A 20,692-nucleotide genomic window follows, 5' to 3' on the forward strand; every position below is an offset into this window, starting at 1 on the left:
AGGGTGAATACTGTATGTGCATCCATCGTAGACGATTCGGGCGTCCGATGCCTGTTCTGGCGCAAGGAGGGGGCGGGCGGATGCCGCTTCCGGTTTCCCAAATGCAAAAACCCGGCGCGGCCGGGTTTTTGCATTGCAGGGTATGTGTCCACAGCCCTTTTGTAAGAAGGGCTGTAGTGCAATACCCTTATTTGCCGCCCAGGGTCTCCAGGACGACCCACTTGCCGTTGACAACCTTGTAGACGGTGATGGCGCCGTCTTTCAGATCGCCCTTGTCGTCGTAGGAAATGCTGGCGGCGGTTACGCCCTGATGCTCGGTCTTGGCCAGTACCGGCAGATAGACGGCCGGATCAGCCGAATTGGCCTTGAGCATGGCGGCCAGCAGGATGCGGGCTGCATCGTAGCCATACGGGGTGTAGATTTCCATTGCCCCATACTTGGCTTCGTAGCGCTTGGCGAAGTCGGGGCCGCCCGGCATTTTCTCGAGCGGCAGGCCGGCCAGCGAGGCGATTGTGCCGTTGCCGTCCGTGCCGGCCAGTTGCAGGAAGGTATCCGAGCGCGTCATTTCACCGGAAACCAGCGGAGCCGCCAGGCCGAGGCGGGCTTTCTGCCGCACCATCGGGCCTGATTGCACGTCGGTGCCGCCGAAGAACACCAGGTCAGGCCCGGCGCTCTTGATGCTGGTGAGAATCGACGAGAAATCGGTTTCCTTGTCGCTGGTGTATTCGCGCTTGACGATGGTGGCGCCTGCGGCCTTGGCGGCCTTCTCGAATTCGTCAGCCAGGCCCTGGCCGTAGGCGGTACGATCATCGATCACGGCGATTTTCTTCGCGCCGAGCTTTTCCACCACATACTTGCCCAGCACCGAGCCCTGCTGGGTGTCGGAGGTCATCGAGCGGAACGAAGTCTTGAAGCCCTGTTGCGTGAGTGCCGGCGCGGTGGCCATGGCGATGTGCGGCAGCTTGGCATCGGCATAGATCTTCGATGCCGGGATGGATGTGCCGGAATTGAAGTGGCCGACGATGCCGGCGAGCTTCATGTCGACGAATTTCTGGGCGATCTGCGTGGCCGTTTTCGGGTCGGCCATGTCGTCTTCGGCCACCAGCTCGAATTTCACCGGCTTGCCGGCAATCTGCGGGTTGCTGGCATTGACGTCATCAAGCGCCATCTGCACGCCGTTCTGGTAGCCCTTGCCGTAATGTGCCTGGCTCCCGGTCAGCGGGGCGGCAAAGCCGATCTTGACGGTGGTGCTGCCATTGCTGCCGGCATCTGCGGCATCCTGTTTGTTACCGCAGCCCGTTACGGCCAGTCCGCCGGCCAGCATGGCCAGCAGGCCTGCCCATTGCACTTTTCTCATCACTCATTCCTCTGTGTCATGGCTTTTCAGCCGCGCAGTCGCGGCCGTTTGGTCTCATCGCCTCTAGCCTATCATGCCGCAGCACCCGCTGTCGGCAATCGGGGATTGCCGCAGTCGCCGCTTATTGGCTCATCTGGCTTGCCAGGCGCTCGATGCGCTCGATACTGGGCACGAAGAATGCGGCGCCCGTGACGGCACGGCTGAAGTTCAGCAGGTGATCGACGCGCCCGTCATCTCCCGGCGAAACCATGCGTTCCAGCATGCGTTCGAAATGCAGCGGGGTGTGACAGTAGGACACGAAATACAGGCCGCGATCCCCACCCGGGACACCGTAGGGCATCGACTGGCGCAGAATTTCGAGCTCGTCGCCAGCCTCGTTCTCGATCACGACCCGGCTGATGTGCGCCGTGCGCGGACGGTCTTCATCCGGCAATTCTTCATCGCTCTGCTTGGTACGCCCGACGATGGTTTCCTGCTGCAGGACCGGCAGTTTGTTCCAGGCTTCCATGCGGTGCACATAGCGCTGGATGTGCAGGTAGCTGCCGCCGGCCCAGTCCGGATCGTCACTGCCGACCAGTGCCACTGCGGCGCGTTCATCGGCGGCCGGGTTTTCGGTGCCGTCGACAAAGCCGGTGAGATCGCGGCTTTCGTGGCGCCGGAATGCCGGCATGACTTCCACCGGCTCCAGCCATTCCTGCACGTGCTCAAGCATTTCGGCAGCGAAATCGTGCAGCACATCGGCTTCATCCGCACGCAGGTGCAGGAAGAGATCGGTATTGGTTACGGGGGCGGGATGGATCGCTCCGGCGATGTGGGGAAAGGCCCGCAGCAGCTGTGGACGCTCGCGACCATACAGCTCGGGCCAGAAATCCGCCGACACGCCGATGGCGCTGGCAAAGCGGCTCTCCGGGCGGCTGGCCAGCATGTCGCGGCTGCGCGCGGGCAGCCCCGCGAGATAACGGGCCAGCTGCGCATCGGCGCGGCGGCCAAGCCGGCGACGCAACATGATGAACAGGGCGTGCCGGTGTTGTTCCGGCAGGATGGCGGATTGCGGAGTCATGCGTCCTTTCCTTCTGCGAATGCGAGTATCCGTGGCAGCCAGTTTTCGAAACCGGCAAAGCCGTGATTGCCACCTTCTTCGACGCTCTGGCGGCAGCCGGCGTACCACGCGACGGCGGCACGATAGTCGAGCGTTTCATCGCCGGTCTGCACCAGCAGCCAGTAACGCGAAGTGTGCGCCGGCCGGCGCTCGTAGCTGCGCAACTGGTCGGCATATTCCGGCAGGATGATTTCCGTCTGGCCGGTATGGTGGTTCTGCTGTGCGCCGGCGTAGCGCGCGACCAGCGCGGAGGGCTGCACGGCCGGGTTGACGAGTACCGCGCGGCAGCCGAAGGTTTCCACCGCCCAGGTGGCCCAGAAGCCACCGAGCGAGCTGCCGATGAGGCAGGTGTGTTCCGCTGGCAGTGGTGCGAGCAGATCACGGATGATGGCTGCACAGTCCTGCGGTGCGGTGGGCAGTACCGGCGCGTGGAAAGCCACCGGCAGATCGTGTTGCCCCAGCCAGTCCCGCGTTGCGCGCGCCTTGCCGGCAGCGGGGCTGGAAAGCAGGCCGTGCAGGTATACGAGATGCAGTGGATTCATGCCACAGGCCGCCCTCATGGCAGCAGCACGGTCGAGGCCGTGGTGCTGCGCGATTCCAGCGCCCGGTGAGCCTCCGGCGCGTCGGCCAGCGCAAAATGCTGCTGGACCGTTGCGCGCACCTGCCCGTGTTCGAGGATGTGGAAATAGTCGGCGGCAGTATCGACCAGCTCCTGCCGGGTGGCCGTGTAATGGCCGAGTGTCGGGCGGGTGAAGAAGAGCGAGCCCTTTTGCGCCAGCAGACCGGGGTTGAACGCCGGTACGGCGCCCGAGGCATTGCCGAAGCTCACCAGCATGCCGCGCGGCGCGAGGCAGTCGAGCGAGCCGGCAAAGGTATCCGCGCCGACGCCGTCATACACGACCGGGACGCCCCGCCCGCCGGTGATCTCGCGCACAGCGGCCACCCAGTCCTCTTCGCGGTAATTGATCACATGATCGCAGTACAGGCGGGCCAGAGGCATCTTGTCGTCCGAGCCGACGGTACCGATGACGTGCGCGCCCAGCGCGCGCGCCCACTGGCAGGCAATCTGGCCGACACCGCCGGCTGCCGCATGAAAGAGGATGGTCTGCCCGCGCTGTACCGCAAAGGTGCGCTTGAGCAGGTATTGCGCCGTCATGCCGCGCAAGAGTGTTGCCGCGGCCAGTTCGTCGGCAATGCCGATGGGGACGGGCACCAGCCGGTCGGCCGGCATGATGCGTTTCCCGGCGTAGGCACCGGTTGCGCCACCAGCGTAGGCCACGCGGTCGCCGGGGCGGAACTCGCGCACGCCCGGGCCGATGGCTTCAACCTCGCCGCAGGCTTCCAGCCCCAGGCCCGCCGGCAGCGCCAGCGGATACAGGCCGCTGCGGTGGTAGGTATCAATGAAATTGACCCCGATGGCCAGATGCCGCAGCAGTACTTCGCCGGGCTGCAGTGCGGGCAGCTCGATGGTTTCGAGCTGCATCACTTCCGGGCCACCGTGGGCGTGAATGCGGATTGCCTGTGTTTGCATGATGTCCCCTGTCCGGTTCGGGCCGGACTTGTTCATGTCTTGGACGGCTGGAGTTTGAGATCGGATTCTCGAGTATTCCGCCCCAGTTTAACCGACTGACTGCCAAATTTCCCGCCTCCGGGCGGGACGCTTTACCTTGATCAATTCCTGCCTTGCGCTGTCCGGCGTGCGGTTCAGACCTTGTAGCGGGCAATGGCCTGATCCAGCTCCTGCCCGAGGCGCTGCAGCCGGCTGCCTTCGTCGGCCGTGCTGGCTGCCGCCGCGCTGCTTTCTTCCGACATCTGCGCCACGCGTTCGACCTGCTGGGCCATGGCCGAGCTCGCCGAGCTCTGCTCGCGCATCGCGCCGGAAATCTCGCTGACCTGGTCAACCACCGTGTCGGTGCTCTGGCGGATTTCGCGGATGGCGGCGCTGGCCTCCTGCGCACGCGCAACGCCTTCATCGACCTGCCGCACGGTTTGCTGCATCGTGTGTACCGTGCTGTTGGCCTCGTTCTGGATGGCGGATACGGTGGAAATGATTTCCTGCGTGGACGAGCCGGTGCGCTCGGCGAGCTTGCGCACTTCGTCGGCCACCACGGCAAAGCCGCGGCCGAGTTCACCGGCGCGGGCGGCTTCGATGGCAGCGTTGAGTGCCAGCAGATTGGTCTGATCGGCAATTTCCTTGATCACGTTCACCACCGAATTGATATTGGCCGTGCGTTCCTTCAGCGACTCGATCTGGCTGGCAGATTGCCGCACCTGCTCGGCAATCTGGTTGATGTTGTTGATCGTGCTTTCGATCACCGCGCCGCCGCTGGCCGCCAGCCGGCCGGCCTCGCGCGCGGTGTGGTCGCATTCCTGCGCGCGATCAGCCACGTGGCTGATGCTCACAGTGACTTCTTCGATGCCGGCCGCCATGCTCGAGGCCGCGCTGCTGACGCCGTGTGCGGACTGCGACATTTCCTTGCTGGTAGTGGAGAGGTTGCCCACCGAGCCGCTGACCTGCACGCCGACCTGGTTGAGCTGCCTGATGCTTTGCTGCAGCGAATCCAGCAGCGCATTGAGTGCCAGCAGCGATTCGCCGATTTCATCGCGGTTCCTGACCTCGACCCGGCGCGTGAAGTTGTAATCCTGGCTGAGCTCGGTCACGAATTTCTGCATGCCGGCCAGCGGGCTGGTGATGCTGCGCGCGATCAGCCAGCCGATCGCACAGATGGCCAGCAGCAGCACAAGCCCCAACCCGATTGACAGGCTGATGGCAGAAGTAATGGCCGAGGCGATGTGTTTTTTCGATGTCTCGGTCAGGGTGTTGTTGTATTTCACGGCGGTGTCCAGCGCGACAAACACCTTGTCCGCCTGTGCGGCACCCTTGCCGTTGACGAGTTCGCGCGCGCTGTCGAGCATGTTCTGTGACGACAGATCCAGGATTTCCTGCGCCATCGGCAGATAGAGCGCCAGCTCGCTGCGTGCGGCCTCCAGATTCTTGCGGTCAGTGTCGTCGACGACCAGCGGTTCATAGGATTTCAGGCCATCATTCAGGTTTTTCACCGAAGTCTTGAATTGTTCTTCGATCTGCTGCTTCTTGTTCAGATCCGGCTCGATCAGGTGCAGCAGCACATAGCGCCGGATGTTGGCAAATTCGAGTTCGGCATTGGCGAGTACGGCGACCGAGGGCAGCACATTGTCGGTGATGTCGGTGGCCTCGACTTGTACGGTCATGAATTTGCTGTAATTCACCGCAGTCAGCAGGGCAATGGACAGGGCCGCCAGGGCAACGAGGGCGAGCAGTTTATGGACGATGCGCATGGTGCAGTTCTCCGCGTTAAAGGGGCAGCAGTCTGTGTTGTAGCAAACTTACGGCGTGTTGGCCTGAATACCGTAGCGGAGCAAGTTCACGCTGGTTGGTCTGACAGCTCAGGTGGAAAGATGCGGAGGCGGGAATGGGTGAGGGAGCGGATGGTTCCGTGTGCAGGAAGATCGTCTGCTGCTCGGGCTTTACTGTCTATATGGGTATTGCCCTGCGGCCATTTATTTGCAATGGCTGCAGGGCAATACAATCTAATGTATTTCCGGCTATGTCTCTGCTTCAGAATCGTCATTCCCGCGTACGCGGGAATCCAGATGAAGGTTGTGAAATCAAGCTTTGCTCTGGATGCCCGCCTTCGCGGGCATGACGAAAAAAGGGTTTCTGAAAGAGAGACATAATCAGGAATGTATTTACGCCAGTGTGTGCATGCCGCTGTCGACATAGAAGGTCGTGCCGGTCAGGCGTTTGGCGCCATCACTGCACAGGAAGGCAGCTGCCGCGCCCACGTCGTCGATGTCGATCAGCTCGCGCATCGGTGCCTGGGCGGCTGATTGCTCCAGCAGACTGTCGAAGGCCGGAATGCCGCTGGCGGCGCGCGTCATCACCGGGCCGGGCGATACGGCATGCACGCGAATCCGGTGCGGGCCGAGTTCGTTGGCCAGATAGCGCACACTGGCTTCCAGCGCGGCCTTCACCGGGCCCATCACGCCATAATTCGGCACCACTTTTTCCGAACCGTAATAGCTCATTGTCAGCAGCGTGCCGCCATCCTTCATCAGCGGCTCGGCCAGGCGCGCCATGCGGATGAAGGAATGACACGACACGTCCATGGCCATCATGAAGCCTTCCGCGCTGGTATCGACCACCCGGCCGTGCAGGTCATCCTTCGGCGCAAAGGCGATCGAGTGCACGCCGATGTCGAGCTTGCCCCATTTGGCTTCGATGTCGGCAAACACGGCTTCGAGGCTGCCGGCTTCCTGCACATTGCATTTCACCAGTACGCCGGGCTGCAGTTCGTCGATCAGCGGGGCGATGAAGTCGCGCGTGCGGTCGGTCTGGTAAGTGATCGCCAGTTCGGCACCCTGTGCTTTCAGTGCTTTGGCGATGCCATAGGCAATCGAATTTTCGTTGGCCATCCCCAGAATCAGGGCGACCTTGCCTTTCAATGCTTGTTCCATGCGATGCTGCTCCTGTTACTTGCCGGAATCGGGTGTGGTTTTGGGCGTGCTCTTGCGGGTACGCGCCGGTGCTTTCTTCGTATCTGCGGCAGCGGCCGGGCTGGCGCTGGCCGTGGCAGCCCCGGGCGCAGCAGCCTTGCTGGAAGCCGGTTTTGCCGCCGCCGGTTTGGCTGCGGGGGCAGCCGTCCCGCGGCCTGCCTTCTGCGCCGGCTTGCTGGTGGCTGGGGAGGACTTTAGCGCATCATCCTGCGCCGGAGCCTGCGCTGACGCAAGCGGAGTGCTGGCAGTCGCAGCAGGCTGCAAGTTGCTGCGCAAGGCCTGCAGGCGGCTCGACAGCTGCTCGTATTCACCCGGCACCAGCTCGGCCAGGCGGGCGTAGGTCTGGAAGGCCGCATCCAGATCGGCCGGATTGGCAAACAGCGCCGGCAGGCTGGCACGCGCCGCATCGTGCAGGCGCCATACCAGCAGGCTCTGCTCGCGGATCAGGCCACGCAGTGCGTCGTCCGTCAGCGCCTGCAGCTGCGGTTGCTGCTGCAGCCAGTCGATGGTGAACTGGCGACGCGCCAGCGGGATCGTGTCGCCTTCGCGGGTCAGCAAAAGGCCAAGCCGGATCAGGCCGGCGGCAACGCCGCCTTCGCCAAGCCGCGCGGCCAGCGTGGCATCGTCAACATGGTTGTGGTCCACCGGCTGCTGGCGGTCGAGGCGGTTTTCCTCGCCGATGCCCTGGATGGCGAGCCAGCCGTAGGTCTGGAAGAACAGCGCCTCCATGCTCATGTCGCGCAGATTGCCGATGAGGTCGAGCGTGGCCGACATCTGTTTTGCCAGCTGGCGTTCCCAGGCGCGCCACGGGTTGTCGTCTGAAGTCGGCTTGCGCTTGTCGCGCAGCAGGTCGGCGGCCATCCCGATGGCCGTGGCGGCCGGGTTGAGGCTGGACCAGCTCCAGCGCTGCAGGCGCACCGGATGCAGAGCCCGGCTGGCGGCCGCCATGGGCTCGTTCGTCAGCGCGCGCACCAGCGGGCGGCCGAAAAGCTGATAGCCGCGTGTGGTGAATTCGGAAACCGCCTCGACGGCGGCAAACGGAATCTCGTCCTGCCGTTTGTATTCCTGCACCTTGTTGAGTTCTTCCACGCGGCGCTCGGTCAGCTCGGCACGCCAGCCGCCATCGGCCGATTCGTCCTTGACGATTTTCATCGCGTAGAGGCCTGGCGGCAGCGTTTCGATCACGTGCATCAGTTCGACGATCTTGGCGTGTTCCTTGGTCGCCACGCCGGCGGACACGAAAATGCCGAGGTGGCCGATGCTCTGGTGCACGAGGCCGACGACGACCTGGCCGGCATTTTTCAGCGCATCGGTGGTCGGGTAAAGATCGAGAATCCAGTTGAAGGCCTGCTGCGGCGGGGTGATGTTGTCGCCCAGCGAGGCGAACACGACGATGGGCGCATGGATGGCTTTCAGGTCGTATGCGCCGCTGCTGCCGTGCGCCGTGCCCTCGACGAGGTTGTTGCCGATGAAGAGGTTTTCGACAATCCAGCGGATTTCTTCCTCGTTCATCAGGTAGTTGCCGCCCCACCAGCGCTCGAATTCCAGGAAGCGCGGCGGCTCGGTATCAACCTTGTCATACAGGTGGTAACTCTTGTCGACCAGCGTGTTGCCGAGGTCGAGGTTCTCGAAATTGCTGACCAGATGCGCGCCGTCGAAGACACCATTGCCGAGATCGGACGCCAGCAGCGCCGGCCATGCACCGCCCAGAATGCCGCCCGAATAGCGCATCGGGTTATTGTCGTTGCCGGCCCAGTAGGACACCGGCGCGCCGTTGACGACGATGGCACCGACCAACTCGGGTGCGCCAGCTGCCGCCAGCATCGCCGCCCAGCCGCCCTGACAGTTGCCCACCAGTACCGGCTTGGGCGCGTCCGGGTGCTGGCGGATGATCCAGCGCAGGAATTCCTGCTCGGCCAGCGTCACGTCCGCCAGGGTCTGGCCCGGCTCGGGGCGCGGGAAGAAAATCACCGCGTACACCGGATGCGCATCCTGCAGCGCCATGCCGATTTCCGAATCCTGCTTGAAGCCGCCGATGCCCGGACCGTGGCCGGCACGCGGATCGATGATTACGTAGGGGCGCCGCGCCGGATCGACTGCGGCCTCGCCCTCGGGCGGAATGATGCGGGCCAGCGCATAGTTCACCGGACGCATGAAATTGCGCGCGTCGACCACGATTTCATAATCGAAATGCAGCACCGGCGGCTTGCCGGCCGCCTCGTGCTTCAGGAACTGGTCTCCGCGCTGGCGCAGCACATCCCAGAACAGGACCTGCCGCTCGGCGCTATCGCGCAGATAGTCCGCGCCGCTTTCCCACCAGGATTTGGGATCTGGCAACGTGGTGGCAGAGAGTGGCGGGAGGGAGTCCAGCGCTTTTTCGCTGGCGGCGCCGAGGCGTTGCTGAAAGAGGCGGGCAACCTTGCCCTGCATCTGGATGGCCTGCTCCAGTTGCGATTGATTGATCCACATAAACACCATCCTTTTTGATTGCTTCGATCAAGTGACTGATATTTCAATGAATGTCGCAGCTGGTCTGCGGCAGGCAGGGGCCTTGGGGCGATGAATTATTGCACTGCAATATAAAGGAAGAATGTCCGAGCCGCCGGCAATTTGCAAGCAATATGCAAGGCAAAAAAATACCGGGCGCGAGGCCCGGTGGGTGAGGTGTGGTTGACCGGCCACGAGAGCCGGCGGCCTTCGCATCAGGCCGTGAGGCTGATGCGGCGGCTTTCCGAACTGGCGCTGTCTGCCTGGCTGCCGGCTGGCGTGGCCTCCAGCGGCTGCGGCGCAGGGGCTTGCGATGCCGGCGGTGTGGCCTGTGCCTGCTGCTGCGCATACTCGGCCACCGCCATGCGGGTCTGGCGCGTCTGCAGTTTCTGCGTGGCTTCGATCATGTCGCTGGCGCTGATGCTGCCGGTAGCGCTGCCGCCGCTGGTCGAGGAATCCTGACCGGTGGCAGCCTGGTAGCTGCTGGTATAGGTGTTGAGCATCTGCTGCGCCTGCTGCGAGATGTACACCGTTTCGGCCATGTTCTTCGCATTGCTGCGCAGCGCCTCGCGCTGATCCCTGATCTGGCTGGCCAGCTCGCCATTCGGCGGGGTAGCGGGTTTGGTCGCGCTGATGCTGCTCGGCGGCGTGGTGTAGCTCATGCTGCTTGACCTGATTTCCATGGCGGGTCTCCTCGGGAGCCATTCATGTACTGATTGTATGCCCCTAGCTGATTGATTTCATTGGCATTATGACCGGTGGCAGGCCGTGCGGGGCGGGGCAGCGAGTTGCCACTGGCATCGATTTCTGCAGGGCTTTCAGGGTATATGGTTGTAGCCGTTGTGTTTGAAAGGCTATGGCAAAGTACATGGCAATGTATTGCGGTGCTGGCAGGCGCGGCATTCCTCGCATCGGTGCGGCGTGAGGTACTGGCGCTTCATGGTAAGATTCACGGTTTTGCAGTTTGCCAATCCGGATAAACCCATGACCCGCACCGAACACCTCAAAAGCCTGCTGAAACAACGCATCCTGATGCTCGATGGCGGCATGGGCACCATGATCCAGCAGTACAAGCTTTCCGAAGAACAATATCGGGGCGAGCGCTTTGCCGACTGGCACGTCGACCTCAAGGGCAACAACGATCTGCTGGTGCTGACCCAGCCGCAGATCATCGCGGAAATCCACCAGCAATATCTGGATGCCGGCGCCGACATCATCGAAACCAACAGCTTCAACGCCACCGCGATGGCGATGGCCGATTACGAGATGGAAGGGCTGGTGTGGGAGCTGAATCACGCTAGCGCCCGCCTGGTGAAAGAGCTGTGCGTGGCGGAAACCGCCAGGAACCCGGACAAGCCGCGCTTCTGCGCCGGCATTCTCGGCCCCACCAGCCGCACCGCTTCCATCAGCCCGGACGTGAACGACCCCGGCTACCGCAATGTCACCTTTGACGAGCTGGTGACGGCCTATCTGGAATCCATCGACGGCTTGGTCAAGGGCGGCGCCGACATCCTGATGGTGGAAACCATCTTCGACACGCTGAACGCCAAGGCGGCCGTGTTCGCCATCAAGAAATACTTTGCCGACCGCCCGGACATCGAAGCCCTGCCGATCATGATTTCCGGCACGATTACCGACCAGTCCGGCCGCACGCTCACCGGCCAGACCACCGAGGCCTTCTACAACTCGCTGCATCATGCCGATGCGATTTCCTTTGGCCTGAACTGTGCGCTAGGCCCCGATCTGCTGCGCCCCTATGTCGAGGAAATGAGCCGCATCAGCGACACCTTTGTATCTGTCCACGCCAACGCCGGCCTGCCCAACCCGCTGGCGCCCACTGGCTACGACCTGCTGCCGGAAGACATGGCGCCGCAGGTGCGCGAATGGGCCGAATCGGGGCTGGTGAACATCATCGGTGGCTGCTGCGGCACCACGCCGGCGCACATTGCCGCGATCTATCAGGCCGTGAAAGACCTGCCGCCGCGTCCGCTGCCCGAGATCGAGGCCAAGTGCCGCCTCTCGGGCCTGGAGCCCTTCAACATCGGCGACAACGACCTGTTCGTGAACGTCGGCGAGCGCACCAACGTCACCGGCTCCAAGGCCTTTGCCCGCCTGATCCTGAACGGCGATTACCCGGCCGCGCTGGAAGTCGCCCGCCAGCAGGTGGAAAACGGCGCGCAGGTGATCGACATCAACATGGACGAGGGCATGCTGGACGCCCAGAAAGCCATGACCACCTTCCTGAACCTGATCGCTGCCGAGCCGGACATTTCGCGCGTGCCGATCATGATCGACTCGTCCAAATGGGATGTCATCGAGGCCGGCCTGAAGTGCGTGCAGGGCAAGTGCATCGTCAACTCGATTTCCATGAAGGAAGGTGTCGAGGCCTTCAAGCACCATGCGCGGCTGCTGAAGATGTATGGCGCGGCGGTGATCGTGATGGCGTTCGACGAAGTCGGCCAGGCCGACACCTACGCCCGCAAGGTGGAAATCTGCGAAAAGAGCTACCGCATCCTGGTCGACGAAGTCGGCTTTGATCCGGCCGACATCATTTTTGACCCGAACATTTTTGCCGTGGCCACCGGCATCGAGGAGCACGCGCGCTACGGGCTGGACTTCATCGAAGCCACCGGCTGGATCCGCCGCAACCTGCCGCACGCCAAGGTCTCCGGCGGCGTGTCGAACGTATCGTTCAGTTTCCGCGGCAACAACAAGGTGCGCGAAGCCATCCACGCCGTGTTCCTGTATCACGCCATCAAGCAGGGCATGACGATGGGCATCGTCAACGCCGGCGCGCTGGAAAACTACGACGAAGTGCCGGGCGAATTGCGCAACGCGATTGAACGCGTGGTCCTCATGGACGGTGCCGACCCGATGGCGGATACCGACGCGCTGATCGCGCTGGCCGAATCCTTCCGGGGCGATGCCGCGCAGAAATCCGGCGAAGACCTCAGCTGGCGTACGCTGCCGCTGCAGGAGCGCATCACCCATTCGCTGGTGAAGGGCATCACCACCTTCATCGTCGAGGACACCGAAGAAGCGCGCCAGAGTGTCGAGCGCCCGATCCACGTGATCGAGGGCCACCTCATGAACGGCATGAACGTGGTGGGCGATCTGTTCGGCTCGGGCAAGATGTTCCTGCCGCAGGTGGTGAAATCCGCCCGCGTGATGAAGGCCGCCGTGGCGCATCTGGAGCCCTTCATCGAGGCCGAAAAGATCGCCATGGGCCTGGCCGACGCGCCGGCCAAGGGCAAGATCATCATGGCCACCGTCAAGGGCGACGTGCACGACATCGGCAAGAACATCGTCGGCGTGGTGCTGCGCTGCAACAACTATCAGGTGTTCGACCTGGGCGTGATGGTGCCGTGCCAGACCATTCTGGACAAGGCGAAGGAAGTCGGCGCCGACATCATCGGTTTGAGCGGCCTGATTACCCCGTCGCTCGAAGAAATGGCGCACGTCGCCAAGGAAATGCAGCGCCTGGGCTTTGATATTCCGCTGCTGATCGGCGGCGCGACCACGTCGAAAGTCCACACTGCGGTGAAGATCGAGCCGCATTACCAGAACAGCCAGGTGATCTACGTGCCCGACGCCAGCCGTGCGGTCGGCGTGTGCTCGAACCTGCTCAGCGATGACCTGAAAGCACCGTTCGTGGCGGAAGTGAAGGCCGAATACCAGAAGGCCCGCGAGATTTTCGAGGCCAAGGACCGCACCAAGCTGATCGATCTGGCGGAAGCCCGCGCCAACAAGTTCGCGCCGGATTGGCAAGGGTATAAGCCGGTAGCCCCCTCATTTACTGGTGTACGGGAATATACCCAGTATGATCTGGCCGAGCTGGTTCCGTTTATCGACTGGACACCCTTCTTCCAGAGCTGGGAGCTGTACGGCCGCTACCCGGCGATTCTGCAGGACGAAGTGGTCGGCGAAGCCGCCCGCCACCTGTTCGACGACGCGCAGAAAATGCTGAAGAAAATCGTCGAGGAAAAGTGGCTGTCTGCCGCCGGCGTGATCGGCTTCTTCCCGGCCAACAGCGTGAATGACGACGACATCGAGCTGCGCGACCCATCCACGGGCGAAGTTGCCATGCTGTGGCACAACCTGCGCCAGCAATTGCCCAAGGCGAAGTCAGGGGACATCAAGCCCAACCTGTGCCTGGCCGACTACATCGCACCGAAAGAATCAGGCGTCACCGACTACATCGGCGCGTTCGCCGTCACCGCAGGTATTGGGATTGATGAGCACGTGAAGCGCTTTGAAGACGCCAACGACGACTACAGCGCGATCCTGCTCAAGTCCCTGGCCGACCGTTTCGCCGAGGCATTTGCCGAGCACATGCACTGGAAGGTGCGCACCGAGCTGTGGGGCTACGCCGCCGGCGAAAACCTGAGCAACGACGAGCTGGTTGACGAAAAATACACCGGCATCCGCCCCGCACCCGGCTACCCGGCCTGCCCGGATCACACATCGAAAGTGGCGCTGTTCAAGCTGCTGAACGCGCCCAACATCGGCATGACGCTGACCGAGGGCTACGCCATGCTGCCCACCGCAGCGGTGAGCGGCTTCTACCTCGCCCACCCGCAGGCGCGCTATTTTGGCGTGGGGAAGATCACCAAAGATCAGGTGGAAGACTACGCCGCCCGCCGTGGCGTGAGCGTGGCCCAGGCCGAACGCGATCTGGCGCCGAATCTGGGGTATGTGGCGTGATGGTTTGGATTGATTAGGCTGTAGAGCAATACCCTGAACAAAAAGCCCCGCGGACGCGGGGTTTTTTATTGTGAGTCACGTTGTGTTGGTGATTTAATAAGTGGTTTTAGATCAATTTTTGCTTGATATAAATTAGGGTTTGTGTGCTTTATTTGAATATTTCGACAAAGTGTTTGACCCATAATGCAGAGCTAGGAATCGTGTCGTTTGTGTAGCTTGCACTTAATTTATACTTGTTCTTGTTGACGAAGTCGCGCATCTCCGCTTGGCGTTGGAATCCATTTAGCGACTTTGCCTTTATTGCGAAATTGTTGTGGTTGATGAGTGAGTACTCGGCTGATGTGTTTAATTCATAGTCATTATCGAAATCGAATAATGTTCCGGATATTTTCTTTACCGAATTAAAGAATTTCTCGGGGTTTAGAACGTCTTCTATGGTTGTTTTTGTATGGTCACCTGGTTGGCCTACTTTTAATAGGGCGGATTAACAAACGAAGCAGCTGGCACCCCGGATTACGTGATTCTTATCAACTTCGCGGCCTGATCGTATTCCATTCCTGTCAACTCTGCAAATACCTGTAGTGGGGTTTTGTAGCCCAATCTTTTACGCGGCCTTGTATTTAGCTGTTTGCGCATGTTGTATATCCGCCACTCTTCAACCGTTTTCATTGATTCCCCTTTCGGGAAATACTGCCGAATCAGCCCATTCGTATTTTCATTGCTGCCGCGCTGCCATGGCGCGTGAGGCTTGGCAAAGTAGAAATCCACCCCCAGCCGCTGGGCTACGCGCTCATGCTCGGCAAATTCCATGCCGTTGTCCGATGTGATGGTTTTGACATGCGACTGCAGCGGCAGCAGCAGGGCGAGGACGCCATCAGCTACCGCGTCAGCATGCTTCCCCGGCACCCACTTCTGCAGGGCCAACCCGGTTTTGCGCTCATTCAGGCTGATCAGTGCGCCTTGATGCTGCGCGCCAATGACCAGATCAAGCTCCCAATCCCCGACGCGCTCGCGGGTTTCTACGATCTGCGGACGCTCTGTAATGTCCCGGCGATTCGGTATCTTTCCGCGCGTTTCCTTGGTGTGGCGCTGCCGGTATGGCCTGCCGTGGCGCAGCATGCGGTAGCGCTTGCCGCCTTTGCGTTTGTCTGCAGCAACCCAGCGGTAAATGCTCATGTGGCTGACGCGGCATGCCTTGCTGCCGGCGATCTGCTCGGGACTCCAATCCTCTGCCATGAGCGTTTCCACTTTCGCCCACACCGTTTCGTCCAGGCGCTTGGCGTTATTGGCCTTGCGCTCGCTGGCCAGCTGCTGTGCCGTGGCGGCATCATAAGGCTGACCGGGCAGGGTGTTGCGCTGCAGTTCGCTCTTGATGGTGGACACGGCGCGACCCAGCTTGGCGGCAATATCGGCATAATCCGTGACCCCGACCGAGAGTAGGGCGGCAATCTGGTGGCGTTCGCTGATTGAAATCTGTCTGTAACCGCGCATGATGTTTGCCTTGTTGTAACTTCGGCAATCATCGTAATTGTGCTGTCAACTTCTGGCAGTGTCTGCGATCAATTGACGCAACGCACAAAGCCCAGCATTAGCTGGGCTTTGTGAGCGGTGTGCATTATTTCGCCAGTCCGAGAATCAGCGGTGTTGCTGCATCAAGCCATCCCTCGCAGCGCCATGACGATTGCCGGCGTTGCGGCCATGACCAGCGCAACCCCGGCAGCCCTGATTGCAAAAGCAACCGCATCCCCGATTCGCTCAGTAAATGGTGTATCCACCCTGATTTCCTCTTTCGTCATTTCAAACTTCAGCCGTTCGCTGATATACTTCTTTTTACGCAATGTCTTACCGTCCTAAGATGTTGTTTAGAAAGCCTCGAACGGTTCCCGCCGTCCGGGGCTTTTGTCTTTCTGCTACTTGAAAACGTGGTTCTTCAGCCAGTCATAGACCAGCATTGCCGCCACGCTGGTAGCCACCGCAATCATGACCGGTCGCAGTCGCATGGCTTATTCCTGCGCCGCCGTGCCGGTGGCTTCCGGAAGAAAGCACGCGGCCAGACCCGCCAGCACCGGCCCCAACTGCACGACGGCGCTGGCATGATCAGGGTTGACATTGAAGGCGGTGGCGACAACGGCAATGCCGGCCCATGTGGACGGCTCGCGCAAGCGTGCCAGAAGGTGTTGCATAGTGCGTTTCATGTGTTGACCCTCCCCGAGTCTGTTATTTGAGCCACCACGGCCCGTAATCACCTGTGCCACCGATGCCGGTTTCCGGCTCCCGGTAGGTCGGCGTTTTTGTTGGCGGCTTCGGCTCAATGCCAACAGCCTGCCGGTATTCGTGCACCGCGCGCCCCGCCATCACCGCCTTGATTGCCGGGTAGGCTTCCAGAATCGGGAAGCCGTCGAGCGCCATCATTGCGGCCGGCATGTAGGACAGGATGATGTTTTCCTCGATAGGCGACTGCGGCACCACGCCGGCCAGTGCCTGCACGTCGAGCAGGAAGGCTTTGCGGTTCTGCTGGCCGGCTGCGGTCTTGATGTCCTGCAGCCACATTTCGGCACCTTCGTACACCACGCCGCCCGTCGCCTTCACGACCTCAATCGCGGCCTCGCCGGTTTGCGTGACCAGTGCCTTGCCGAGTGATTCGCCGCTTTTCTTCGTGAGCCACACCCACGCCACCCAGCCAGCGCCGGCCACAGCGGCCAGCATGATCGGATTGGCGCGTGTGATGCCTGACACAATGCGCCCCGCGTTCATCGTCAATTCAGCCTCCCCGGCCCTATACTTCGCTCAAACATACAAAACGGTGCAATCATGAAAACCCTTTTCCTTGTCCTTGCCCTGCTTTCGGCCCCTGCTTTTTCATCAGGACTCGAAGAGCCTGTTCTTTCTTCCTGCCCCGGCATGCTCAACGAGAAAGGCCTTTTTGAACCCGGAGGCCGTGCCAAATTCGACTACTACGGCCATGTAGTGAAGCAGGCAAAAAAACACGGTGTCAGTAAAGCATTCGTAGATCAGGCCTTCTCCGATGCCCGCTCCGAAGTATTTGGAGGCGAAACCCCATCAATGACCAGCATTGAAGAGATATTCGACATCTACGATCGGGCCTGCTTTGCCATCGAAAGCAAGTCAGGGAAAAAGCTCTTTAGCTGACGTACTTTCCCCAGCTCTTCGGATACTGATTGCGGGTCTGGTTCTGCTTCCACAGATACAGATATTTCCGGCCCGCAATTTCCTTTTCTGTGTAACCCTTCGGCCAATCTGCCAGCCCCATCCAGACCGCCATTACCACCGAATGCCAGAGAATCAGCCCCATAAACGGCAGCTTTTTTCCCTGTTCGTCCAGGCTCTTCGGATCCCATCCAACGTAGTAGGCCAACACTCGCAACACCTCAGCGTCTGAACCAGAATTGACCGCCTTCACAAAATCGCTTTGAGCGTCAGAACCCATCCCATAGAAGGCCGCGACACAGCAATCGAACCTGGCTTGACTCAGAGGAACGCGGATTCGCTTCTTAATGTCGGCCTCCCTTACCCGCACATCCTCACGCAGCAACGCATCAGCCTGTGCTTCAGACAGCACAGCATTCAGATACTTCGCGTCCTTAGGCAGCACGATGTTATGGCCGTAACCAATCACCTTCCCGCCGCCTTCCGGGCGATCATAGGCACGAGGCTGGAAGCTTTCCCCCATTTTCTTCATCAGAATAAAGCTTTCGCTCGAAGTCATATTTTCCACCGCCCCACCTCCAACCAGCCCCCCGGCTGCCCCTGTCAATAAGCCGGCAATGCGCTTGAATTCTTCCCATGCCGTTTTTGCGATTTCCACAAACCACTGGTAAAAGCGCTGCATGATTTCCGTCGGCATCGCCACGACGGTTGACCAGTTCGACCAGTCCTGCTTTACCTGTTGCGTGCGTTCATCCAGCCACGGATAGAGGCCGTCCGGCGCGACAATGGATTTGTTCATTGCTTCGGTGAACCATTCGTAAATGCCGATCGGCGCTACCTTCGTACCGCTGCCGGCGTCATAACTGGACGGGCTTTTGTCATCTGGCTTGAACCAGTCATACAGCCCGAGCGGGTCAGCAGCGCTGGTCATTACTGCGGTGCCGTGAATGCTTTTGTGACGTTGTTGTACGTGGCACCAATGACGGCATTGGCTTTGCCGTCTGCCAGCACTGCGCCGTCCCACAGCTTCCAGACGTCAACAAACAGGCTGGCCGTGGCCGCGTCGGCAACGATCAGGTTGTCTACCTTGTTGCCCTTCAGCATTGCAAAAATGTTCATAGAAATTCGTCCCATTCGATTAAGAGTGCACCGCCGACGTTCGACTTGCCGTAGCCCTCAAACGTCAAGTCGCCTACGGTGTCATTGCCGGCACTGATGCCATTGAAAACGGTATTACCGTTTACTGCGCCGATTGCAGCCGGATAGGCCTGCCCCGGCAGTAAATCCATGCGGCGCTTGATGCGCACGCCCATCGCTGCATATGCCGAGCCGCCACCGCAGAGCGTGACCACGGCGCTACCGCGAATCAGGGTAGCTGGTGCATTCCAGACGCCCGATGCGGTAATGAGCTGGCTCATGGCCTTGCGGCTCTGCAGCCGGCCCTGACTGATGAAGCCCATTAGCGCACCTCCATGACGCGGCATTTGCCGCCTGCCACGTCGCTGGTTGCGTACCATGCGCACGTCGGAACTTGGGTTTCATCGATATAGCCACCCGGGCCGATTTGCATTACCGCGTTGGCCGCCGTGACGCCTGCACCGCCGATGTAGAGCGTGGTGCCGCCCGCGTTGTAGATGCGCAGCCCGCGCCGGCCTGCGTCGCCTGCGGCGATCTGCTGGGCGGCCCCGGTGTTGATTGTCGCTTCCGGGAAGTGGCCGATGCTCTGGTCTGTCGATAGCTTGATGGCGCCGGCAATGCTGATGCTGCCCACTGCCCGGTCATAACCGCCGCTGCCGTTGGTGACGGCGAACTTGACGTTCTGCGTTGATGCGCTGACCAGCTCAACCCGGTCAAAACCGCCTTCAGGGATGGTGTAGAACCCGGTTTCGACCTGCACGGCCTCCTCGACAATCCGGCCACCCTGAAAAATCCGCACGTCAACCGCGCCGGACACGTCCAGCAGCCGGAAGTAGCGGCCCTGCATGGCATAGGTCGCTGCTGCGCCTGCCAGAATGGATGCCTGATAAGTTCTCACCGCCAGCCCCCTTTACTGATGACGAACAGGCCGAACACGCCGATTACTGCAAACATGATCGGCTTCAGGTCGCCCAGCGTTTTGCCGTCTGCCGCCGCCTTGGCGTTGTTCCATGCGCTGTTGATGCTTTGCACCGCGAGCCGGTTTGTTTCGTCTGCTTTTGACCAGGCTTTTTCGGTTTCCGTGAGCGCGGTCTTGTTTGCGTTTTCCACTGCCTTCATGGCTTCGCTGCTGATCTTGCCTGTTACGCTATGCGCTTCGCCAATGGCAGCAAAGGCGGAGTCGTTCACCTTCAGGCTGAAGTCATAGGCTTGCTTTTGCGACAGCGCATTCGCTGTCAGTACGTCTTTCAGTGCCGTTGAATTGGCGTCAATGCTCTGCAGCGTGATTTTCGCTGCCTCTTCGATTGCGCCATGATCGGTACTGGTGTTGTTCGTGGTGATGGTCAGTATGTTGCCGTCGCCAGCAATACCGAGTCCGTTATCGACGGCAATTTGCCGGTCGTTTGTCGTGATGTTCTGTGTTGTGGAATTGCTCGATTTACTGCCCATGTTCTCGCCTCATGACGACTTCTGTTTGCTGGAACCCCAGCCCGCCCCACAGGCGCACAAGCCCCGGCCTGCTGACGTGTGTGCGGATGCTGTCAAACCCCTTGAGCTGTTCAATCAGCAGTCGCATTGCTCCGCGCAGTTCCGGCAGTGTGGCCCGGCTGCAGCCGGCAATAATCACGGCTTGGTTATGCCCGTTACTCTGTTCGGCGCTGACGAGTGCGCAGCCAATGCGCCGGCCTGCCGCGTGGAAGTCAAACAGGACTGCGGCGCGTGACTCGACCCAATGCCTGAATTCGTCCAGGCTGGCGAGCGGGTCGCCATGCATGGCCGACTTAATTTCATCGTCATGCACGGCGGCCCACGCGACCCGGTGAATGCTCACCCCTTCCATTTTTTCGCCGCGATAATGAGCGCCAGCACCACACCGCCGACCATCAGCATATTTGCCGACATGCCGCCGACCGTGCCGCCGCCACCACCGCCCCCTTGACCGCCGCCGCCCAAGCCACCGCCGCCACCACCGCCACCGCCGCCGCCATTTCCCCCCGGAAATGCCGAGCCGCCTTTGTCGCCCGTTGCCGTGCTGTCAGTGATGTTGCCGTTTCCGAAAATGACGTTCTGCCCGCCCCCGACAATAGGGTTCTGCATGACGTCCTGAAACGCCGATGACGGGCCGCCAGACAGCCCCGCGCCCAGCCCGCTAATCAGCTGGCCGAACACGTTGCCAAGATCAAGCGCCTTATCAATCGGCATGG

At 61.0% G+C, this 20,692-nt stretch carries 21 protein-coding genes; 2 read left to right on the forward strand and 19 right to left on the reverse strand.

Going from position 1 to position 20,692, the window contains the following annotated elements; all coding sequences use genetic code 11:
* Window positions 1-187: 187 nt before the first annotated feature.
* The 8 genes from H559_RS0111820 to H559_RS20160 all read right to left on the reverse strand — a co-directional run bounded on the left by H559_RS0111820 (window position 188) and on the right by H559_RS20160 (window position 10,162).
* Complete coding sequence (locus H559_RS0111820; RefSeq protein ID WP_034641056.1) at window positions 188-1,357, reverse strand: branched-chain amino acid ABC transporter substrate-binding protein; 1,170 nt, start codon at window positions 1,355-1,357, stop codon at window positions 188-190.
* 121 nt (window positions 1,358-1,478) lie between these two features.
* Window positions 1,479-2,417: a Dyp-type peroxidase gene (locus H559_RS0111825; RefSeq protein ID WP_028452884.1), complete on the reverse strand. Its 939-nt coding sequence runs from the start codon at window positions 2,415-2,417 to the stop codon at window positions 1,479-1,481.
* Complete coding sequence (locus H559_RS0111830; protein ID WP_028452885.1) at window positions 2,414-2,998, reverse strand: YqiA/YcfP family alpha/beta fold hydrolase; 585 nt, start codon at window positions 2,996-2,998, stop codon at window positions 2,414-2,416. Before H559_RS0111830 ends, H559_RS0111825 begins: the two co-directional genes overlap by 4 nt.
* 14 nt (window positions 2,999-3,012) lie before the next feature.
* Window positions 3,013-3,987, reverse strand: coding sequence for a quinone oxidoreductase family protein (locus H559_RS0111835; protein WP_028452886.1), 975 nt, complete (start codon window positions 3,985-3,987; stop codon window positions 3,013-3,015).
* Window positions 3,988-4,160: 173 nt separating this feature from the next.
* Window positions 4,161-5,774 carry a methyl-accepting chemotaxis protein gene (locus H559_RS20150; protein WP_051279382.1) on the reverse strand — a complete coding sequence of 538 codons (1,614 nt, stop codon included), beginning with the start codon at window positions 5,772-5,774 and terminating at the stop codon, window positions 4,161-4,163.
* 411 nt (window positions 5,775-6,185) lie between these two features.
* Window positions 6,186-6,953 (reverse strand): enoyl-ACP reductase FabI, encoded by a 768-nt coding sequence (gene fabI / locus H559_RS0111845; RefSeq protein WP_028452887.1) that lies wholly within the window; start codon window positions 6,951-6,953, stop codon window positions 6,186-6,188.
* Between the two features lie 15 nt (window positions 6,954-6,968).
* Entirely contained in the window at window positions 6,969-9,461 is a 2,493-nt protein-coding gene (locus tag H559_RS20155; RefSeq protein ID WP_211230937.1) for a DUF3141 domain-containing protein, read from the reverse strand.
* Window positions 9,462-9,694: 233 nt separating this feature from the next.
* Window positions 9,695-10,162 carry a hypothetical protein gene (locus tag H559_RS20160; protein ID WP_034641059.1) on the reverse strand — a complete coding sequence of 156 codons (468 nt, stop codon included), beginning with the start codon at window positions 10,160-10,162 and terminating at the stop codon, window positions 9,695-9,697.
* A gap of 301 nt (window positions 10,163-10,463) precedes the next feature.
* On the opposite strand from H559_RS20160, the gene metH reads away from it, so the two are divergent.
* Window positions 10,464-14,183: a methionine synthase gene (gene metH / locus H559_RS0111860; protein WP_028452888.1), complete on the forward strand. Its 3,720-nt coding sequence runs from the start codon at window positions 10,464-10,466 to the stop codon at window positions 14,181-14,183.
* A gap of 513 nt (window positions 14,184-14,696) precedes the next feature.
* Here the strand turns inward: metH and H559_RS0111865 are convergent.
* The 4 genes from H559_RS0111865 to H559_RS0111885 form a co-directional block, all read right to left on the reverse strand.
* Window positions 14,697-15,674, reverse strand: coding sequence for an IS30 family transposase (locus H559_RS0111865; protein WP_028452889.1), 978 nt, complete (start codon window positions 15,672-15,674; stop codon window positions 14,697-14,699).
* 161 nt (window positions 15,675-15,835) lie between these two features.
* Window positions 15,836-16,021: a hypothetical protein gene (locus H559_RS0111870; protein WP_028452890.1), complete on the reverse strand. Its 186-nt coding sequence runs from the start codon at window positions 16,019-16,021 to the stop codon at window positions 15,836-15,838.
* Window positions 16,022-16,186: 165 nt separating this feature from the next.
* Window positions 16,187-16,378 carry a hypothetical protein gene (locus H559_RS0111880; protein ID WP_028452891.1) on the reverse strand — a complete coding sequence of 64 codons (192 nt, stop codon included), beginning with the start codon at window positions 16,376-16,378 and terminating at the stop codon, window positions 16,187-16,189.
* A 22-nt stretch (window positions 16,379-16,400) separates the two neighbouring features.
* Window positions 16,401-16,943 (reverse strand): hypothetical protein, encoded by a 543-nt coding sequence (locus tag H559_RS0111885; RefSeq protein WP_155845389.1) that lies wholly within the window; start codon window positions 16,941-16,943, stop codon window positions 16,401-16,403.
* 51 nt (window positions 16,944-16,994) lie between these two features.
* On the opposite strand from H559_RS0111885, the gene H559_RS0111890 reads away from it, so the two are divergent.
* Window positions 16,995-17,333: a hypothetical protein gene (locus tag H559_RS0111890; RefSeq protein WP_155845390.1), complete on the forward strand. Its 339-nt coding sequence runs from the start codon at window positions 16,995-16,997 to the stop codon at window positions 17,331-17,333.
* Here the strand turns inward: H559_RS0111890 and H559_RS0111895 are convergent.
* The 7 genes from H559_RS0111895 to H559_RS22680 are packed head-to-tail and all read right to left on the reverse strand — an operon-like array spanning window position 17,326 to window position 20,690.
* Window positions 17,326-18,282, reverse strand: a complete 957-nt coding sequence (locus H559_RS0111895) for a glycoside hydrolase family protein (RefSeq protein ID WP_028452894.1) — start codon at window positions 18,280-18,282, stop codon at window positions 17,326-17,328. The two genes, H559_RS0111890 and H559_RS0111895, sit on opposite strands and share 8 nt — an antisense overlap.
* On the reverse strand, window positions 18,282-18,470 hold the full coding sequence (locus tag H559_RS0111900) for a hypothetical protein (protein WP_028452895.1): 189 nt from the start codon (window positions 18,468-18,470) through the stop codon (window positions 18,282-18,284). The genes H559_RS0111895 and H559_RS0111900 overlap by 1 nt, the downstream gene beginning before the upstream one ends.
* Window positions 18,467-18,811 carry a hypothetical protein gene (locus tag H559_RS0111905; protein ID WP_028452896.1) on the reverse strand — a complete coding sequence of 115 codons (345 nt, stop codon included), beginning with the start codon at window positions 18,809-18,811 and terminating at the stop codon, window positions 18,467-18,469. The genes H559_RS0111900 and H559_RS0111905 overlap by 4 nt, the downstream gene beginning before the upstream one ends.
* Complete coding sequence (locus H559_RS0111910; protein WP_155845391.1) at window positions 18,811-19,386, reverse strand: hypothetical protein; 576 nt, start codon at window positions 19,384-19,386, stop codon at window positions 18,811-18,813. The genes H559_RS0111905 and H559_RS0111910 overlap by 1 nt, the downstream gene beginning before the upstream one ends.
* Window positions 19,383-19,937: a hypothetical protein gene (locus H559_RS0111915; protein WP_028452898.1), complete on the reverse strand. Its 555-nt coding sequence runs from the start codon at window positions 19,935-19,937 to the stop codon at window positions 19,383-19,385. Before H559_RS0111915 ends, H559_RS0111910 begins: the two co-directional genes overlap by 4 nt.
* Window positions 19,927-20,319: a hypothetical protein gene (locus H559_RS0111920; RefSeq protein ID WP_155845392.1), complete on the reverse strand. Its 393-nt coding sequence runs from the start codon at window positions 20,317-20,319 to the stop codon at window positions 19,927-19,929. Before H559_RS0111920 ends, H559_RS0111915 begins: the two co-directional genes overlap by 11 nt.
* Window positions 20,316-20,690 (reverse strand): hypothetical protein, encoded by a 375-nt coding sequence (locus tag H559_RS22680; RefSeq protein ID WP_034641067.1) that lies wholly within the window; start codon window positions 20,688-20,690, stop codon window positions 20,316-20,318. The genes H559_RS0111920 and H559_RS22680 overlap by 4 nt, the downstream gene beginning before the upstream one ends.
* Window positions 20,691-20,692: the final 2 nt, after the last annotated feature.

The sequence above is a fragment of the Chitinilyticum aquatile DSM 21506 genome (assembly GCF_000430805.1).
Lineage (GTDB): Bacteria > Pseudomonadota > Gammaproteobacteria > Burkholderiales > Chitinibacteraceae > Chitinilyticum > Chitinilyticum aquatile.

Bases quoted from the DNA above. Each gene is read 5' to 3' on its own strand.
- H559_RS0111915 (WP_028452898.1), bottom strand. From the start codon at position 19,937: ATGGGCAGTAAATCGAGCAATTCCACAACACAGAACATCACGACAAAC.
- H559_RS0111880 (WP_028452891.1), bottom strand. From the start codon at position 16,378: ATGAAACGCACTATGCAACACCTTCTGGCACGCTTGCGCGAGCCGTCC.
- H559_RS0111895 (WP_028452894.1), bottom strand. From the start codon at position 18,282: ATGACCAGCGCTGCTGACCCGCTCGGGCTGTATGACTGGTTCAAGCCA.
- H559_RS20155 (WP_211230937.1), bottom strand. From the start codon at position 9,461: ATGTGGATCAATCAATCGCAACTGGAGCAGGCCATCCAGATGCAGGGC.
- H559_RS0111835 (WP_028452886.1), bottom strand. From the start codon at position 3,987: ATGCAAACACAGGCAATCCGCATTCACGCCCACGGTGGCCCGGAAGTG.
- H559_RS0111820 (WP_034641056.1), bottom strand. From the start codon at position 1,357: ATGAGAAAAGTGCAATGGGCAGGCCTGCTGGCCATGCTGGCCGGCGGA.
- H559_RS20150 (WP_051279382.1), bottom strand. From the start codon at position 5,774: ATGCGCATCGTCCATAAACTGCTCGCCCTCGTTGCCCTGGCGGCCCTG.
- fabI (WP_028452887.1), bottom strand. From the start codon at position 6,953: ATGGAACAAGCATTGAAAGGCAAGGTCGCCCTGATTCTGGGGATGGCC.
- H559_RS0111825 (WP_028452884.1), bottom strand. From the start codon at position 2,417: ATGACTCCGCAATCCGCCATCCTGCCGGAACAACACCGGCACGCCCTG.
- H559_RS0111865 (WP_028452889.1), bottom strand. From the start codon at position 15,674: ATGCGCGGTTACAGACAGATTTCAATCAGCGAACGCCACCAGATTGCC.
- H559_RS22680 (WP_034641067.1), bottom strand. From the start codon at position 20,690: ATGCCGATTGATAAGGCGCTTGATCTTGGCAACGTGTTCGGCCAGCTG.
- H559_RS0111905 (WP_028452896.1), bottom strand. From the start codon at position 18,811: ATGGGCTTCATCAGTCAGGGCCGGCTGCAGAGCCGCAAGGCCATGAGC.
- H559_RS0111900 (WP_028452895.1), bottom strand. From the start codon at position 18,470: ATGAACATTTTTGCAATGCTGAAGGGCAACAAGGTAGACAACCTGATC.
- H559_RS0111830 (WP_028452885.1), bottom strand. From the start codon at position 2,998: ATGAATCCACTGCATCTCGTATACCTGCACGGCCTGCTTTCCAGCCCC.
- H559_RS0111890 (WP_155845390.1), top strand. From the start codon at position 16,995: ATGAAAACCCTTTTCCTTGTCCTTGCCCTGCTTTCGGCCCCTGCTTTT.
- H559_RS20160 (WP_034641059.1), bottom strand. From the start codon at position 10,162: ATGGAAATCAGGTCAAGCAGCATGAGCTACACCACGCCGCCGAGCAGC.
- metH (WP_028452888.1), top strand. From the start codon at position 10,464: ATGACCCGCACCGAACACCTCAAAAGCCTGCTGAAACAACGCATCCTG.